The organism is Bacteroides sp. RTP31139st1_H2_RTP31139_211217 (assembly GCF_040227615.1).
In the GTDB taxonomy this organism is placed as follows: Bacteria; Bacteroidota; Bacteroidia; order Bacteroidales; family Bacteroidaceae; genus Bacteroides; species Bacteroides uniformis.
Genome location: NZ_JBCNZM010000114.1, coordinates 1 through 15,289 on the forward strand (window position 1 = coordinate 1; position 15,289 = coordinate 15,289).

14 protein-coding genes and 1 pseudogene are annotated in these 15,289 nt (G+C 51.0%); 7 read left to right on the forward strand and 8 right to left on the reverse strand.

The features are described from left to right. From ABUA47_RS16805 to ABUA47_RS16825, 5 genes and pseudogenes are all read right to left on the reverse strand, one after another. A partial coding sequence (locus tag ABUA47_RS16805) for a sugar-binding domain-containing protein (protein ID WP_349831793.1) occupies positions 1-624 on the reverse strand: 624 nt, incomplete at its 3' end. 8 nt (positions 625-632) lie between these two features. Beyond that, positions 633-1,553, reverse strand: coding sequence for an alpha/beta hydrolase (locus tag ABUA47_RS16810; RefSeq protein WP_349831795.1), 921 nt, complete (start codon positions 1,551-1,553; stop codon positions 633-635). Next, a pseudogene (locus tag ABUA47_RS16815) lies at positions 1,542-3,530 on the reverse strand (OPT family oligopeptide transporter); the annotation flags it as partial. The pseudogene ABUA47_RS16815 and the gene ABUA47_RS16810, both read right to left, overlap by 12 nt. 182 nt (positions 3,531-3,712) lie before the next feature. After that, positions 3,713-4,108, reverse strand: coding sequence for a DUF1573 domain-containing protein (locus ABUA47_RS16820; RefSeq protein WP_005836647.1), 396 nt, complete (start codon positions 4,106-4,108; stop codon positions 3,713-3,715). Positions 4,109-4,199: 91 nt separating this feature from the next. Continuing rightward, positions 4,200-4,907: a precorrin-2 C(20)-methyltransferase gene (locus tag ABUA47_RS16825; RefSeq protein WP_016273623.1), complete on the reverse strand. Its 708-nt coding sequence runs from the start codon at positions 4,905-4,907 to the stop codon at positions 4,200-4,202. A 123-nt stretch (positions 4,908-5,030) separates the two neighbouring features. Here ABUA47_RS16825 and ABUA47_RS16830 point away from each other — a divergent pair, with 123 nt between their 5' ends. From ABUA47_RS16830 to ABUA47_RS16860, 7 genes are all read left to right on the forward strand, one after another. Further along, complete coding sequence (locus ABUA47_RS16830) at positions 5,031-5,888, forward strand: AraC family transcriptional regulator (RefSeq protein ID WP_035448396.1); 858 nt, start codon at positions 5,031-5,033, stop codon at positions 5,886-5,888. A gap of 90 nt (positions 5,889-5,978) precedes the next feature. After that, positions 5,979-6,569: a DUF417 family protein gene (locus ABUA47_RS16835; protein ID WP_009038559.1), complete on the forward strand. Its 591-nt coding sequence runs from the start codon at positions 5,979-5,981 to the stop codon at positions 6,567-6,569. A 4-nt stretch (positions 6,570-6,573) separates the two neighbouring features. Then, positions 6,574-7,929: an FAD-dependent oxidoreductase gene (locus tag ABUA47_RS16840; protein WP_035448399.1), complete on the forward strand. Its 1,356-nt coding sequence runs from the start codon at positions 6,574-6,576 to the stop codon at positions 7,927-7,929. Positions 7,930-8,031: 102 nt separating this feature from the next. After that, a complete protein-coding gene (locus ABUA47_RS16845; RefSeq protein WP_035448401.1) occupies positions 8,032-9,201 on the forward strand; it encodes an ABC transporter substrate-binding protein in 1,170 nt (389 codons plus the stop codon). Continuing rightward, positions 9,201-10,238, forward strand: a complete 1,038-nt coding sequence (locus tag ABUA47_RS16850; RefSeq protein WP_034525821.1) for an iron ABC transporter permease — start codon at positions 9,201-9,203, stop codon at positions 10,236-10,238. The genes ABUA47_RS16845 and ABUA47_RS16850 overlap by 1 nt, the downstream gene beginning before the upstream one ends. Further along, positions 10,231-11,250: an ABC transporter ATP-binding protein gene (locus tag ABUA47_RS16855; RefSeq protein ID WP_005829404.1), complete on the forward strand. Its 1,020-nt coding sequence runs from the start codon at positions 10,231-10,233 to the stop codon at positions 11,248-11,250. The genes ABUA47_RS16850 and ABUA47_RS16855 overlap by 8 nt, the downstream gene beginning before the upstream one ends. After that, on the forward strand, positions 11,247-12,626 hold the full coding sequence (locus ABUA47_RS16860; RefSeq protein ID WP_051642922.1) for an MATE family efflux transporter: 1,380 nt from the start codon (positions 11,247-11,249) through the stop codon (positions 12,624-12,626). The genes ABUA47_RS16855 and ABUA47_RS16860 overlap by 4 nt, the downstream gene beginning before the upstream one ends. A 13-nt stretch (positions 12,627-12,639) precedes the next feature. Here the strand turns inward: ABUA47_RS16860 and ABUA47_RS16865 are convergent, their stop codons facing one another. The 3 genes from ABUA47_RS16865 to cbiD form a co-directional block, all read right to left on the reverse strand. After that, positions 12,640-13,725, reverse strand: a complete 1,086-nt coding sequence (locus tag ABUA47_RS16865; RefSeq protein WP_035448403.1) for a linear amide C-N hydrolase — start codon at positions 13,723-13,725, stop codon at positions 12,640-12,642. 67 nt (positions 13,726-13,792) lie between these two features. Continuing rightward, a complete protein-coding gene (locus ABUA47_RS16870; RefSeq protein ID WP_016273633.1) occupies positions 13,793-14,467 on the reverse strand; it encodes an outer membrane beta-barrel protein in 675 nt (224 codons plus the stop codon). After that, positions 14,464-15,289 (reverse strand): cobalt-precorrin-5B (C(1))-methyltransferase CbiD (gene cbiD, locus ABUA47_RS16875; RefSeq protein WP_349831794.1); only part of this gene is annotated, 826 nt, incomplete at its 5' end. The genes cbiD and ABUA47_RS16870, both read right to left, overlap by 4 nt.

The following is a 15,289-nucleotide window of genomic DNA, read 5'->3' on the forward strand; positions in this document are numbered from 1 at the left end:
CTTCCCTTTCTTGGCAATGGCGCTGACGTTGAAACGCGCCGGAGTCTTTGCATCTTTACTCATGCCTACAAACTTGCCGTTGAGGTAGTAGAAGGCTGCCCCGCGTACGCCGTCGGCACTCAGGAAAATTTCCTTATCGTCCCAGTCTCCCGGAAGAGTGAACTCGCGGCGGTAGGTGCCGGTGGGATTCCATTCTTGGGGAACGTATGGAGGATTGGGCTTGTCCCAATAAGGAGGATAGCCCGAAGAACAGAATTCATAAGGCTGGTTCACATAGATGGGCGTACCGAATCCCTGCAACTCCCAGTTTCCGGGTACATTGATGTCCGGCCAGCGGCTGGCGTCCACACGGTCCATCATGAAGTCCGTGGGGCGGTCGGCGAAGGTTTCCACATAATGGAATTTCCATTTCCCGTTAAGGGACAAGCGGAATGTTCCGTTCTTGCGGTCATTGATGACGGCATCAGCCTCCGTGACGTAGGAGGTGAACGTGCTGCGGGCAGGCTCCCGGTTGATGCTTGTCAGCTTGGGGTTGGTAATCTCTTCGTAGCGATTGTTCTCCTGAGCAGTCAGGGCAAAGGGAAACGCTGCGAGGCAAGTGAGTAAAAAATACTTTTTATTCATAATTGCTTTTATTTCTTTGTGGTAGGTTCAGAGACCGGGAATACGAGCCCTTCACGCAACCACTTCTCCAGTTCTTCCGTCCATTGACGCTTGTAGGTGAAGTTGTCCCGGAATCCCCAGCCATGTCCGCCGGTGGGGTAGGCATGCAGGCTGGCAGGTACTTTATGGTCGCGCAGGGCAAGGAAGTAACCGATGCCGTTGATGGGCGGCACTGCGTCATCGTCCGAAGAAAGCATGATGAAAGCTTGCGGAGTGCGTGGGGACACTTGCCTTTCGAGGGAGTATTTTTGTTCCAGTTCCTGAGATGGATTTTCTCCGATAAGGTTCTTACGGGAACCTCCATGGGTAACGCCTTTCTGCATGGAAATCACCGGATAGAACAAGATCTGGAAGTCGGGACGGGTCTTGTCACTGCTGTATAGTGTGGCAAGCGAAGCTGCCAGATGGCCGCCGGCAGAAGCGCCCATGATGCCTACACGCTGAGGATTGACACCCCATTCGGCGGCATGTTCGCGTACCATGCGGATGGCTTGTTCGGCATCGGAAAGGGGCACTTCATGGTGCCCGTTGGGCATACGGTATTTCAGTACTGCATAGGTGATGCCTTGTGTGTTGAACCAGGGAGCCATGTCGTGTCCCTCGTGCTTCATGGCCAGCCCCCCGTAGCCGCCTCCCGGACACATGATGATGGCCATGCCGTTGGGGTGGGAGGCAGGGTACACCGTAAGGGTAGGGGTGGTGACATCGGACACCCATTCGTTGTTATGGTTCTGTCCGGAATTGGTCAGTTCGTTGTTATTGGGGGCACCGTTGGGCCATAGGGGCAGCTCAACGGGCTTTTGTGCAGATAACATGGTCGCTGCAAATAGAAAAGATAAAAGTAGAATCTTTTTCATGTTCTTGGTATTTAAAAGTGATTTGGTTTTCATGGAAGCTTTGATGAGGTAGAATATCAGAATGGCATAAGCACCCAGCGCCAGCACTTCGGACCAGGTGTTCTGCAACCATGCATCGTTTACGAGGTTGATTCCTCCGAAACGCATGGCAGCACTTGCCACGCCCATCAATGCACCGCCGGCAATGAAACCGGAGGCAAGCAGGGTACCTTTCTCCCCGCGTTCGGCATTGAGAGCGGCATCCTTGCTGCGGCTGGTCACGTACCAGTTGATGGCACCGCCCACTACCAACGGAACATTCAGTTCCAATGGGATGAACATACCCAATGCAAATGCCAGTGCGGGAATCTTGCAGAAGTTGAGGATGACGGCCAGCACTGCACCGATGCCGTAGAGCAGCCAGGGCGCACCCACACCGTTCATCAACGGTTCGATAACGGCCGCCATGGCATTGGCTTGCGGAGCGGCCAGCTGTCCGCTGGTGAAACCGTATGTCTTGTTTAGGATAATCATTACACCACCTACGGTAGCGGCAGAAACGATGGTTCCGAGGAACTTCCAGGTCTCCTGCTTGGCAGGCGTGCTACCCAGCCAGTAACCGATTTTCAAGTCTGTGATGAAGCCTCCCGCCATGGACAGTGCCGTACATACAACACCGCCCATCACCAGTGCCGCAACCATCCCTTCGGGACCTTTCAGCCCTACGGCTACCATGACTACGGATGCCAGGATTAATGTCATCAGCGTCATTCCGGATACGGGGTTTGTGCCCACAATCGCAATGGCATTGGCTGCCACGGTGGTGAACAGGAAAGCGATACCTGCAACAAGCAGGATAGCTACAATGGTATGTGTCAAGTTGCCCTGCATCACATCGAAGTAGAAGAAGAGAACAACCAGCAGCAGCGTGATGATGGAACCGATGGCGATAATCTTCATAGAGATGTCCCGCTGTGTGCGTTTCACACTGGCTTCCACGTTGGACTTACCTCCCATTTCCTTGGCAGCCAGTCCTACGGCACTCTTGATGATGCCCCAAGACTTGATAATGCCGATGATACCTGCCATGGCAATGCCACCGATACCGATGCTCTTGGCATAGTATTTGAAGATTTCTTCCGGAGCCATAGCGCCTATGGTTGCCGTGATTTCGGGGTTCCATTGGTTCAGTACGGAATCTCCCCAAATCATGGACATACCGGGGATGATAATCCACCATACGGCCAGTGAGCCGGCACAGATGATGGACGCGTATTTCAGTCCCACAATATAACCCAGACCGAGCACGGCAGCACCCGTATTAACCTTGAATACCAGCTTGGCTTTCTCGGCCAGCATTTCGCCGAAGCCGCATACGCGGGTAGTGAAATTCTCGTTCCACCAGCCGAAGGTTGCCACGATGAAGTCGTATAGACCTCCGATAATACCAGCCATGAGTAATGGTTTTGCCTGGCTGCCGCCCTTTTCACCGGAGACGAGCACTTGTGTGGTGGCTGTCGCCTCGGGGAAGGGATACTTGCCGTGCATGTCGCTCACGAAATATTTGCGGAAGGGGATAAGGAAAAGAATACCCAGCACACCTCCCAGCAGGGAACTGATAAAGACTTGTGCAAAGGTGACGGTGATTTCTTTCGGATAGGTCTCTTGGAGAATATAGAGTGCCGGAAGGGTGAAGATGGCACCTGCCACGATGACGCCCGAGCTGGCACCGATAGACTGGATAATGACGTTTTCGCCCAATGCGTTTTTGCGTTTGGCGGCACCCGATACGCCGACGGCAATGATGGCGATGGGGATGGCGGCTTCGAATACTTGTCCCACCTTCAGCCCCAGATAGGCGGCTGCGGCCGAAAAGAGGATGGCCATCAGAATACCCCATGTCACCGACCAGGCATTTACTTCTGAATACTTCTTATCCGGGCTCATCAGAGGGTTGTACACTTCTCCCGGTTTCAATTCACGGAACGCATTTTCCGGTAGTCCGGTAATAGGTTCTTCTTCTTGTTTCATAGGTTTTGTAGTTTTATGTTTTTCTTTAATAGACTTCAAAGATAGTGCAAACCGAATGCAGGATAAAATGAGCAAGCTCATTATTATTCTGCTGAGGTGCAGCCTATCTTCGCATTTTAGGCAAAGAAAGCAAAAAAAAAGGAGATTTAAAAAAATCTCCTTAATTCTGTATGGTAAAATGCTTATTTGGCATCTTTAGCGGTCATGTCCCCTTCGATAAATAATCGCATGATTTCCGTTTTGGCATTGGTGCGCAGGGTAATGGATTTCTTGAAGTGTCCGGGGTATCTTCCGGTTCCATTATAAGTTACTTTCACTGTTCCAGTCTTTCCCGGTGCTATCGGTTCTTGTGAATATTCGGGAACGGTACATCCGCAGGAAGCTACAGCCTGATGGATGACAAGCGGAGCATCGCCTACGTTCGTAAACTTAAAGGTGTAGCTGACCACAGGACTGTTTTCGGAGAATGTGCCGAAGTTGTGGGTGGTCTGTTCGAATTTGATGTCTGCCTTTCCTTGTGCATAGGCATAACCGATGCTCATAACCAGCAGCATCATATAAAAAACGACTTTCTTCATGTTCTTATCTTTTTTATATTTCAACGGCGCAAAGGTAACCCATTTTCATTAAAATAATGCCTATGGCGTGCGAAATTGTATTAAATCGGGCTCAAAAGGTCTCTGTACGAATGATAAGCAGGGAAAAATAGGGGAAGCGGATGGTCGCTATCCGCTTGCTGTCATTGATATACTTCTCTTCCGGAGTGCCTACATTCTCAAAATAGTGATACCGGTATTCGGGATGCAGGCGGATGCAGCGGTGAATCTCATCGGTGCATCTGGACAGCTTCATGATGACAACCGCACTGTTTTCGCTTGTCAGTTTCTCTATCTCTTCTGTCGTAGTAATGCCGGGTATCACCGTCAGCCGCTCTTCCTGGCTGGCCACATGGAGCCCGCCCAGTGCGCCGGCGGCAATGAAGGCGGGGATACCGGGGATGTGCTTCACGGGGATGCCGTCTGCCTGCAGTTTGTCATATACATAATGTATGGAAGAGTAGAATCCGGCATCTCCTTCGGCAACGATACAGACCTTCTTTCCTTGTTGCCGGAGGGTGGAGCTCTCCATATAGACCTCGTCGTAGGCGCTCAGGGCTTTTTCGCGCTGTTTGCTCATGGGGAGTGGAAAGCGGTGCACCGTGTTTTCCGGAATGTCGAGTTGCAATAGGATGTCGGCTGCGCGTGAAACTCTGTTTCCATCTTTGGCCAGTGTCTCGGGACAGAATATACAGTCGGCTGTCTGCAGGGCTTTCAAGCCTTTTACGGTAATCAGTTCCGGTTCGCCGGGACCGAGAGATACAAATATGACGGGGAACATTTGCATGAAGACATTAAAGGTTAAAAATTAAAGAACAGCAAAACGGCTACAAAAGTGGGGAAATAATCAGTAGCAAACAAGATATTCGCTATCTTTGTTATTTACTAAAACAATCTGTTTTTTATGGATTATCAACTGAACACCCGCTTGAATGGCAACATAGCCATGACTTCCAGCTACCATGAGCGTGCGTCGCTGCAACGTGACAAGACTCTGTATAAATTCATTTGGGTACAGAGCGGTACGCTCACTCTGGAAATAGACCATATCTCCATGCGCTTGGAAAAGGACGAAATCGTGACCTTGACCCCGTTGCATCACCTGGAGGTAAAAGAGGTGGACGGTGAATACCTGACGTTTGTATTCAACAGCAATTTTTATTGCATCTATGGACATGACAACGAGGTCTCTTGCAACGGATTCCTTTTTTATGGCTCTTCCAAGGTGATGAGACTGGCGCTTTCTGCCGGGCAGTCTTCCAACCTGCATGACATAGTCCGCATTTTCCGGCAGGAATCGGTCATTCATGACAATCTGCAGGAGGAGATGCTGCGGATTGTCTTGAAACGTTTCATCATTACCTGCACACGCATTGCGCGCCAGCTTTTCGGGGTGGGGCAGGAGAAGGAAAAGACGTTTGACATCATCCGACAGTATTATGTGCTGGTGGACCGGCACTTCAAGGAGAAGAAGCAGGTGCAGGATTATGCCGATATTCTTTGCCGTTCTCCCAAGACACTTTCCAATCTGTTCTCGGCCTGCGGGTTGCCTTCCCCGTTGCGGGTGATTCATGAGCGCATTGAGGCGGAAGCCATGAGACTGCTGTTGTATACCCGCAAGAGCGCCAAAGAAATCAGCTCCATTCTGGGCTTTGAAGACTTGCCCGCGTTCAGCCGTTTTTTCAAGAAAATGACCGGCGAGAGTGTCTCGGACTACCGGAAAAGAGTGAAACGGGAAGAATTGCCAACTGTTGCGGAATAATTGCCATTTCGTACGTGGTGGAAAACAAGGAACTTTGCAAAAACAAAAATCAAGTCATATTACTGAAACCATTTAAAAAGTAGAACAAAGATGAAAACGAAATTGCAAAACTTGTTTATGGCTGCGTTGACGCTGGCCGCTTCCACTCAAAAGTTGGGTGTTAATTTGATTCGTGTAGCCATCCTGGTTATTTTCGTATGGATTGGTGGGTTGAAATTCTGGAATTATGAGGCTGAAGGGATTGTCCCTTTTGTGGCGAACAGCCCGTTCATGAGCTTCTTTTATACAAAGAGTGCCCCGGAGTACAAGGAGTATAAGCTGAAAGAGGGCGAGTTCAATGAGGCGAAACATCAGTGGCACGTGGAGAACAATACGTATGGTTTCTCTCACGGTCTGGGCATTCTGATTATGGCCATCGGCATCCTGACATTTCTGGGGATATTCTCTCCGAAAATCGGACTGGCGGGAGCCGCACTTGTCATTGTCATGACGATGGGTACCCTCTCTTTCCTGGTGACAACCCCTGAGGTGTGGGTGCCCGACTTGGGAAGCGAGGAGCACGGCTTTCCGTTGCTGACGGGGGCAGGGCGCTTGGTCATCAAGGATACGGCCATTCTTGCCGGTGCCATTGTCGTACTGTCTGACAGTGCAAAAAGAGTATTGAACCAATTAAGGAAATAGACGTATGAAACAGTATGATGCCATTATCATCGGATTCGGCAAAGGCGGAAAGACGCTGGCTGCCGAGTTGGCAAAACGGAAGCTGGACGTTGCCGTAGTGGAGCGTTCGGAAAAGATGTACGGAGGGACATGTATCAATATCGGTTGCATTCCCACAAAAACATTGGTGCATGCGGCAAAGCATGCGGACAAAGACGCTTCTTGGGAGGTCAAGAAGGCATACTATCGTCAGTCCATTGCAAGGAAGGAAGAGGTCGTCTCTTTCCTGCGTCAGAAGAATTATCACAATCTGGCCGACAATCCTCATATAACGGTCTATACGGGTATCGGCTCCTTTGCAGGTCCGGATGTGGTGGAAGTTGGGATGGTGGAAGGGACATTACAATTGCAAGCTCCCCGGATATTCATCAATACGGGTGCCGAAACCGTCATTCCACCGATAGAGGGGATACAAGGTAACCCACGGGTATATACCAGCACCTCCATTATGGAACTGACTGAGCTGCCGGTACAGCTCGTCATTGTAGGTGGGGGATACATCGGACTAGAATTTGCTTCCATGTATGTTTCATTCGGTTCGCAAGTCACGGTGCTCGAGGGCTCTTCCGAACTGATATCCCGGGAGGACCGGGACATTGCGGACAGTGTCCGGGAGGTATTGGAACAGAAAGGAATCGTTTTCAAGCTGAATGCACGCGTGCAGTCCGTGAAAGACTCTGACGTCATTTACCGGGATGCGGTCACGGGAGAGGAACATCAGTTACACGCAGATGCCATCCTGCTGGCTACCGGCCGGCGTCCGAATACGACTGGCTTGAATCTGGCGGCGGCAGGTGTAGAGGTGAATGAGCGCGGTGCCATTGTGGTGGACGACTATTTGCAGACTACCAACCCCAAGATACATGCTATCGGTGATGTAAAGGGCGGTTTGCAGTTTACCTACATTTCTTTGGATGATTACCGCATCCTGCGCGAAGACCTTTTCGGGGCAGGAGAACGCAAGGTGTCCGACCGTGACCCGGTGAGCTATTCGGTATTCATCGACCCGCCGCTTTCACGCATCGGGCTGAGCGAAGCGGAAGCACGCAAGAAGGGATTGAATATAAAGGTCAACAAGCTGCCGGTAGCCGCCATTCCGCGTGCCAGGACTTTGGGCGATACGAACGGACTCTTCAAGGTGGTGGTGGACGCCGATACGGACAAGATAGTGGGATGTACGCTGTTTGGTCCGGAATCGAGCGAGGTCATCAACCTGGTGGCAATGGCTATGAAGACCGGGCAGGAATATACCTTCCTCCGTGATTTTGTCTTTACACATCCCAGCATGAGTGAAGCACTGAATGACTTGATGGGCTTTTAAAGATTATTTAGGCACAATATCCGTCAATTTGCAGGAAGAGCATTTGCGTATCTCCCCAAAAATGACGAATATTGTGCCCGAATTCTATAAACCCCAATAGTCATGACCCGGATATCTGCCATAGGCATTGCACTGCTGTGCATTTTATGCGTAACCTCTTGCGGCTTAAAATCAAGACAGACTACTACCGAATCTTCTTCCGAAACGGGCTATTCTCCGGTTACGACAGACACGGCAGCTACCATTGTACCGTGCTATGCCAAAGGCTATACGGTGAAATATCTTCCGCACCATGTCCGTCTGGTGGATATACACGACCCTCAAAAAGAAAGCAGCAGCACTTTCCACTATGCGCTGGTACCGAAAGGCATAAAGCCTGTCGGCATACCGAGCGACTATACGGTGATTGAAACGCCGGTAGAGCACGTCATGTGTATGACATCCCTGCAACTTTCCAACTTCATCCGTCTGGATGCCTGCGATTATGTGGTGGGCATCACCAGTACGCGCCATCTCTTCAACAAGGAGATGAACGACCGTTTGAAGTCCGGCGAGACCGTGAAGATTGGTATCGAAGGGAACTTTGATAATGAAGTGATAATGAGCATGAATCCGGATGTTATCTTTATCTCTCCTTTCAAGCGGGGTGGATATGATGCCATGCGGGAAATCGGTATTCCACTGGTTCCCCATTTGGGGTACAAGGAGATGACCCCGTTGGGGCAGGCTGAATGGATAAAATTCATCGGCATGTTTATAGGCCAGGAAGTGGAGGCGAATGAAAAGTTTGCTGCGATAGAGAAGCGCTATAACGAATTGAAGGAGCTGGCTGCCAACGTGAAGAAGCGTCCGGTGGTATTCAGCGGCGAGATACGGGGTGGCAACTGGTATGCAGTGGGAGGAAAGAGCTTTCTTGCCGAACTGTTCCGTGATGCCGGTGCGGATTATTTCTTGAAAGACGATCCCCGTTCGGGAGGTGTCACGCTGGATTTTGAAACCGTATATAGCCAGGCGGAGAGTGCCGACTATTGGCGCATTGTCAACAGCTATGACGGGACGTTCACGTATGATGCCTTGAAGTCCCTCGACCCGCGTTATGCCGACTTCCGTGCGTTCCGTGAGAAGGGAGTGGTATACTGCAACATGCGTGAGAAACCCTTCTACGAAAGTATGCCCATGCAGCCCGAAATTGTATTGGAAGACCTGATACATGCTTTCCATCCCGATTTGTTGCCCGACTATAAACCGACTTACTACGAACTGCTGAAATGATAAAAAGACCCATACTTCCGTTGATGTTGCTGACACTGGCATCTATCTTTCTTTTTTTCCTGCTGAACCTGCTTTTTGGGTCGGTTCACATTCCTCTGCGCTCTGTGTGGAATATATTGTGGGGAAATACGGATGAATCCGTTATTTGGCAGAATATCATCTGGAAGTCCCGCGTGCCCCAGGCGTTGACGGCATTGGTGGCGGGAGCAGGGCTGTCAGTCAGCGGTCTGCAGATGCAGACGGTGTTCCGCAATCCGCTGGCAGGGCCTTCGGTATTGGGCATCAGTTCAGGTGCCAGCCTGGGTGTGGCTTGTGTGGTATTGCTGTCCGGGGCGATGGGCGGTGTGGCATTGAGCCGTTTGGGGTATATGGGCGAGGTTGCCTTGTCGGTTGCCGCCATTATCGGTGCGCTGGCTGTGATGGCGCTCATTGTCTATGTCTCCCAGAAGGTGAAGGGCAACGTGACGCTGCTGATAATCGGTGTGATGATAGGCTATGTGGCAAGTGCCGTCATCGGCGTATTGAAATATTTCAGTGTGGAGGAAGATATACGTGCATATGTCATTTGGGGATTGGGTAGCTTTGCCCGTGTTTCGGGCGACCAGATGGTGCTGTTTGTCTGCATCATGGCTGTGCTGCTTCCGTTGTCCTTCCTGCTGATAAAGACGATGAATCTGTTGCTGCTGGGCGATGGCTATGCACGCAATCTGGGACTGAATATCAAGCGGGCACGCCTGCTGGTTATCTCATGCTCCGGCGTGCTGGTGGCTATTGTAACGGCCTATTGCGGTCCGATTATGTTTATCGGATTGGCGGTTCCCCATCTGTGCCGTGCCATCTTCCACTCTTCGGACCATCGGGTACTGATGCCTGCCACATTGCTGGTAGGCGCTTCCCTGGCATTGGTCTGCAATCTGATAGCCCGTATGCCCGGCTTCGAGGGAGCTTTGCCGGTCAACTCGGTGACGGCACTGGTAGGTGCGCCGGTAGTGGCTTCTGTACTTTTTAGAAAACGGAAAGGAGAATTGAATGAATAAGGAAACCATACATATAGAGAATCTTTCCATCGGTTACCCCGGTAAGGGGGATGTGAAAGTGGTGGCAGACGGCATTTGCGCCGGAATCAACAGTGGTGAGCTGACTTGCTTGTTGGGAGCTAATGGAGTGGGGAAGTCCACGCTGCTCCGTACGTTGTCCGCCTTCCAGCCGAAACTTGGCGGAAACATATTTATTGAAGGAAAAGAGATTGGGGACTATACCGACAAGCAGCTTTCGCGCGTCATTAGTGTGGTGCTGACGGAGAAGTGCGATATACGCAATATGTCCGTCGTAGAACTGATAGGTCTGGGGCGTAGCCCCTACACCGGTTTCTGGGGAACTCTTTCGAAAGAGGACAAGACTGTGGTGGACAAATCCATCGCCCTGGTAGGCATTCCCCATCTGGCACACCGCATGGTGCATACGCTGAGTGACGGTGAACGGCAGAAGGTGATGATAGCCAAGGCGCTCGCCCAGGAAACTCCCGTCATCTATCTGGATGAACCGACAGCTTTCCTTGATTTTCCCAGTAAAGTAGAGATGATGCAACTGCTTCACCAGCTCAGCCGGCAAACGGACAAGACGATTTTCCTTTCTACTCACGACCTGGAACTGGCCCTGCAGATAGCGGACAAAATATGGCTGATGGACAAGGTGAACGGCGTAACTATCGGTACGCCCGAGGACCTTTCGTTGAACGGCAGCCTGAGCAACTTCTTTGCCCGTAAGGGTATTGCCTTTGATTTGGAAACGGGACTGTTCAGGGTAGCCAATGAATATACCTCCCAGATACGCTTGGCGGGCCACGGGCAGAAGTATGCCATGGTGCGCAAGGCACTCCAGAGAAACGGGATTCTGGCAAACCGGAATGTTGAATCGGAGATTTATATCGAAACCGGAGATTTGAAGGGAGACGGCAGCTTCGTATTCCATCGACCGGGCAAGGAGCCGGTAACAGTGTACTCCATTGAGAAATTGCTGCAAATAGTCTTGTCATTCCATTCCCTATGATGCACCATTCTGCAAAGGATAATTATGTCCACTTAACGACGACTCCGGTCCCCCGGCTGATTACGTCATTGGCTGTGCCGACCATCATCAGCATGCTGGTGACGTCCTTCTACAACATGGCAGATACCTATTTTGTGGGTAAAATAAATACCCAGTCTACGGCTGCCGTAGGTATCGTGTTTTCTGTGATGTCCATTATCCAGGCTGTGGGATTCTTCTTCGGTCATGGTTCGGGGAACTACATCTCCCGTAAGTTGGGGGCGCAGGAAACGGAGAGTGCCGAGAAGATGGCATCCACCGGCTTCTTTTTTGCCTTGTTTATCGGAGCGGCTCTGGCTGTGCTGGGATTGCTGTTCCTTACACCGCTTTCCCTTGCTTTGGGGTCGACGCCTACTATTCTTCCGTATACGGAGCACTATTTGGGAATCATTCTGCTGGGTACTCCTTTTATGACCGCCTCATTGGTGCTGAATAACCAAATACGTTTTCAAGGTAATGCGGCGTATGCCATGGTGGGGATTGTGAGTGGGGCGGTCATCAACGTGGTGCTCGACCCTATCCTGATTTTTGTATGCGATATGGGCATATCCGGTGCCGCACTTGCCACAGTAGTCAGCCAGATATGTAGTTTCATCCTTTTGCTATATATGGGGCGCAGAGGAGGAAATATACGTATACGTTACAGAAACTTTACGCCTACACTGGCTTTCATCAAGGAAATTATTGGGGGTGGAACTCCGTCACTCACCCGGCAGGGACTGGCAAGCGTGGCAACCATTTTGCTGAACGTGGCGGCCGGTGCATATGGTGACGCAGCTATTGCAGGGATGTCCATTGTGACGCGTATCTCTATGTTTATCAATGCTTTCCTAATTGGTTTCGGGCAAGGCTTCCAACCGGTATGCGGATTCAATTATGGTGCCGGGCTGTATGCCAGAGTGCGCCAAGGATTCTGGTTCTGTGTGAAGGTAGGCTTTTTCTTTTTGCTGGTTTGTGCGGTGGCAGGTATGGGATATGCCGAGGAGATTGTCTCCATCTTCCGCAAGGGAGACCCTGCTGTTGTAGCTACCGGTGCGGCAGCATTGCGCTGGCAGTTCATCACCTATCCGTTGGGTGCATGGATTGTGGTCAGCAACATGATGCTGCAGACTATCCGCAAGCCCGTACGCGCTACGATACTTTCCTCTGCCCGTCAAGGGCTGTTCTTCATCCCCCTCATCTTCATTCTTCCTTATTTCTTAGGACTGAAAGGGGTGGAAATGTGCCAGGCGGCGTCGGACATGCTGACCTTCTTCCTCGCCATTCCATTGACCTGCGGGGTGCTGGCGGAGATGAAGAGGAAGGAGGCGGAACAACTGCAACAGCGGCAATCTTGAAGTTTCTGCGTCCCTATTCAATTTTCACGGGAACTATCGGTTGCCGCTTCACTTTATCGAGGGGAGCTGCATGGTACTCGATGCGCCCGAAGTCTATCTGTCTCAAATCAATGCTTCTGATTGTACTGTTGTACATGGTGCGATAGTAGATGATACCGTTTGTCATATCTGTGGCCGATGTCCATTGGGTGGCACTTGGAATATTGGCAGGAACCTGGCCGAGGGGAAACTCGATGCCTACGGGTATATCAAAGTTATTCAGTATCTGAAAACATTGGAGAACGGTTTCCTGTGCGGTATTCTGTGGTGGTGTAGAAGTCTGGTAGAAAGCGGCACGGATAAAGCGGGAAGGGGGAGTCACATCTCCCGGAATTCCCAAAAAGCCGCTTCCCGAACCGAAAGGGGCTATAGTCACATTGCCCAGCGATTTGCTTTCGGCACTGCCCGGGTAGAGGTTCACATAATTGTTTAAGTTGGTCATCTGCCAGTCAAAGCCGGGGGAGTTTGTCAATACTCCCAGTTTGTTTTCATAGAAACGGGGCTGTCCGTCGATGAACTCCAATACCAGTTGGCGGCCGGTCTTGTCTGCAATCCGCCAATGTACGGTGGAGGCGCGTGGGTCAATGGCTATGACCGTCACATTTTCAATAGCCTCCTTTACCTCGTCCACAGTAGAAAAGCTTCCCAACAGCCATGATACCAATTGTAAATCGGCTATGCTCGACGCTTTTCGTGTGGGGTCGTACTCCTCATATTTGCCATATCCGGGAAAGTAGAACAGCCCGGCGGAGAGCCCGGCTTCATTCAGACCTTCGGCCACGAACTCCTTTTGCTCCACTGCCAGGCCTACGTAGCCATAGCGTGAGGTGAACTCCATGCCGGACAGACTGCCTCCGGGTGTCAGTGATTGTTGCGAATAACCGCGCGGTACGATGACGTACTGGCTGTTCAGCTCACTGCCTCCCCATTCGATGGTGCGAGCTACGACGTGCGCATTGTCTTTGGCCGTCAGGGTGATACCGGTACATGCCTCTGCTGTTTGAGGGGCGAAGGTGAGGGCTGTCATTGCTGCCAGCAGGATAGAAATTCTTTTTGCCATATTATTCAGTTTATATTGTTGAGTATCTGTTTGTATACTAAACAACTCTGTATGGCAAAATGTTCCCTTACCAGAACCGGTACCCCAGCGTAAAGAATGCGGCGAAGTTCTTGGGAAAATATCCTCCTTCTTCCGAATGACCTATCATCTGGTTTATCTGCTCATTGACTTTTACCAGTCCCACTTGTGTCTCTGCACCGATGATGAATCTTCTGTATTCAAAAGTAAGTCCCAGGGCAATACCTGCATCGAAACGGTTGTTACCCATTTTCCCGTCTACCATACTGCCGAAAGTGTCTATCTTGAACTGGTATCCTCCCTGCATACTGCTGCTGCTATAATCGTAGGTCTCGCCGGAGGTCTTGCCTGCCACACCTATGGCCGCATAAGGGCCGACACTCAGCGAGGCATGATAATCCTTGCCCAGATGGAGGCGGGCCGCTATCATGAGGGGGATTTGCAGATACAGTTCATGCATTTTGGCCTTGCCGATGTGGCTTATCTCGTCTTTACCGCCGATGGACACGAATTCCAATGCGGATTGCAGCACCCAGGTCTTGTTGAGGACATATTCTGCACCGACACCAGCTTTGTAAGCTATTTGGGTGTCACTACTGGAGTGTTTTCCATGAAAATGGGAGGTACCGATTCCTGCTTTTGCATGAAAGGACAGCGGGCTTTGTGCCAGACCGGTCAGTACGGTCATTGCCATACAGACGGTAATGATTATCTTCTTCTTCATGAGTAAATTTTTCCGTTTTCGGTTATGAGTAATACTGTTAGTTCACTGTTGGGCAGCAAGGGGTCACAGTGCCGGTGACAGAGCTCAATCAGTGCCTTGCCAAACTTTTCCAGCAGCTCTTCGGGAATGATGTCCCAGAGTTCGCGCGCCAGGTTCATCTGTCCGATGGCGGCAAGTGTTTCTTCGCTGCATCCCGTCTGGCGTGCCAGGTCTTGAATGAATTCCTTATTCATGGTCACTTTCTTGCTGTGGGTATCCAGATTGCCTTCGGCCAGTTTCACGGCCTTTCCCATCATCACGCCGAGGGTGACGTGCGGTACTTGCTCTTCGGCTGCTATTTTCAAGGTTTCGCCGATAAAGTTGCCGTAATGCACGAAAGCCTGGGTGGGGAGGTCGGGATAATACGCCTTGATGAAACGTTCGCTCTTTGCGCCGGAGCTGATGACGATACGAGGGCTCTGGGTTGCCTTTGCCACTTCCATGGACTTCCGGATGGAATTGACGAAGGCTTCCGAGGAGAATGGCTTCACGATGCCGGAGGTCCCGATAATGGAAATGCCTCCTTCGATACCGAGGCGGGGATTGAAGGTGCGTTTGGCTATTTCTTCTCCACCGGGGATGGAGATGGTAATGAGAATAGGATTGGGCTGTTTGGCAATATGGAGGCGTTCAAGCCATAGCTTGACGTTCTTCTTTATCATTTCGCGTGGGGTGTCGTTGATGGCAGAGCTACCGAGCTCAAGTCCCAGACCGGGCATGGTGATGACACCTACGCCTTCGCCGCCGCAGACGATGATGTTGTAGTCGTCCTGGGGAGTGTCT

What these genes read in the sequence shown, in the direction of transcription:
- ABUA47_RS16810 (WP_349831795.1), bottom strand. Translation starts at nt 1,553, where the DNA reads ATGAAAACCAAATCACTTTTAAATACCAAGAACATGAAAAAGATTCTA.
- ABUA47_RS16820 (WP_005836647.1), bottom strand. Translation starts at nt 4,108, where the DNA reads ATGAAGAAAGTCGTTTTTTATATGATGCTGCTGGTTATGAGCATCGGT.
- ABUA47_RS16825 (WP_016273623.1), bottom strand. Translation starts at nt 4,907, where the DNA reads ATGTTCCCCGTCATATTTGTATCTCTCGGTCCCGGCGAACCGGAACTG.
- ABUA47_RS16830 (WP_035448396.1), top strand. Translation starts at nt 5,031, where the DNA reads ATGGATTATCAACTGAACACCCGCTTGAATGGCAACATAGCCATGACT.
- ABUA47_RS16835 (WP_009038559.1), top strand. Translation starts at nt 5,979, where the DNA reads ATGAAAACGAAATTGCAAAACTTGTTTATGGCTGCGTTGACGCTGGCC.
- ABUA47_RS16840 (WP_035448399.1), top strand. Translation starts at nt 6,574, where the DNA reads ATGAAACAGTATGATGCCATTATCATCGGATTCGGCAAAGGCGGAAAG.
- ABUA47_RS16845 (WP_035448401.1), top strand. Translation starts at nt 8,032, where the DNA reads ATGACCCGGATATCTGCCATAGGCATTGCACTGCTGTGCATTTTATGC.
- ABUA47_RS16855 (WP_005829404.1), top strand. Translation starts at nt 10,231, where the DNA reads ATGAATAAGGAAACCATACATATAGAGAATCTTTCCATCGGTTACCCC.
- ABUA47_RS16860 (WP_051642922.1), top strand. Translation starts at nt 11,247, where the DNA reads ATGATGCACCATTCTGCAAAGGATAATTATGTCCACTTAACGACGACT.
- ABUA47_RS16865 (WP_035448403.1), bottom strand. Translation starts at nt 13,725, where the DNA reads ATGGCAAAAAGAATTTCTATCCTGCTGGCAGCAATGACAGCCCTCACC.
- ABUA47_RS16870 (WP_016273633.1), bottom strand. Translation starts at nt 14,467, where the DNA reads ATGAAGAAGAAGATAATCATTACCGTCTGTATGGCAATGACCGTACTG.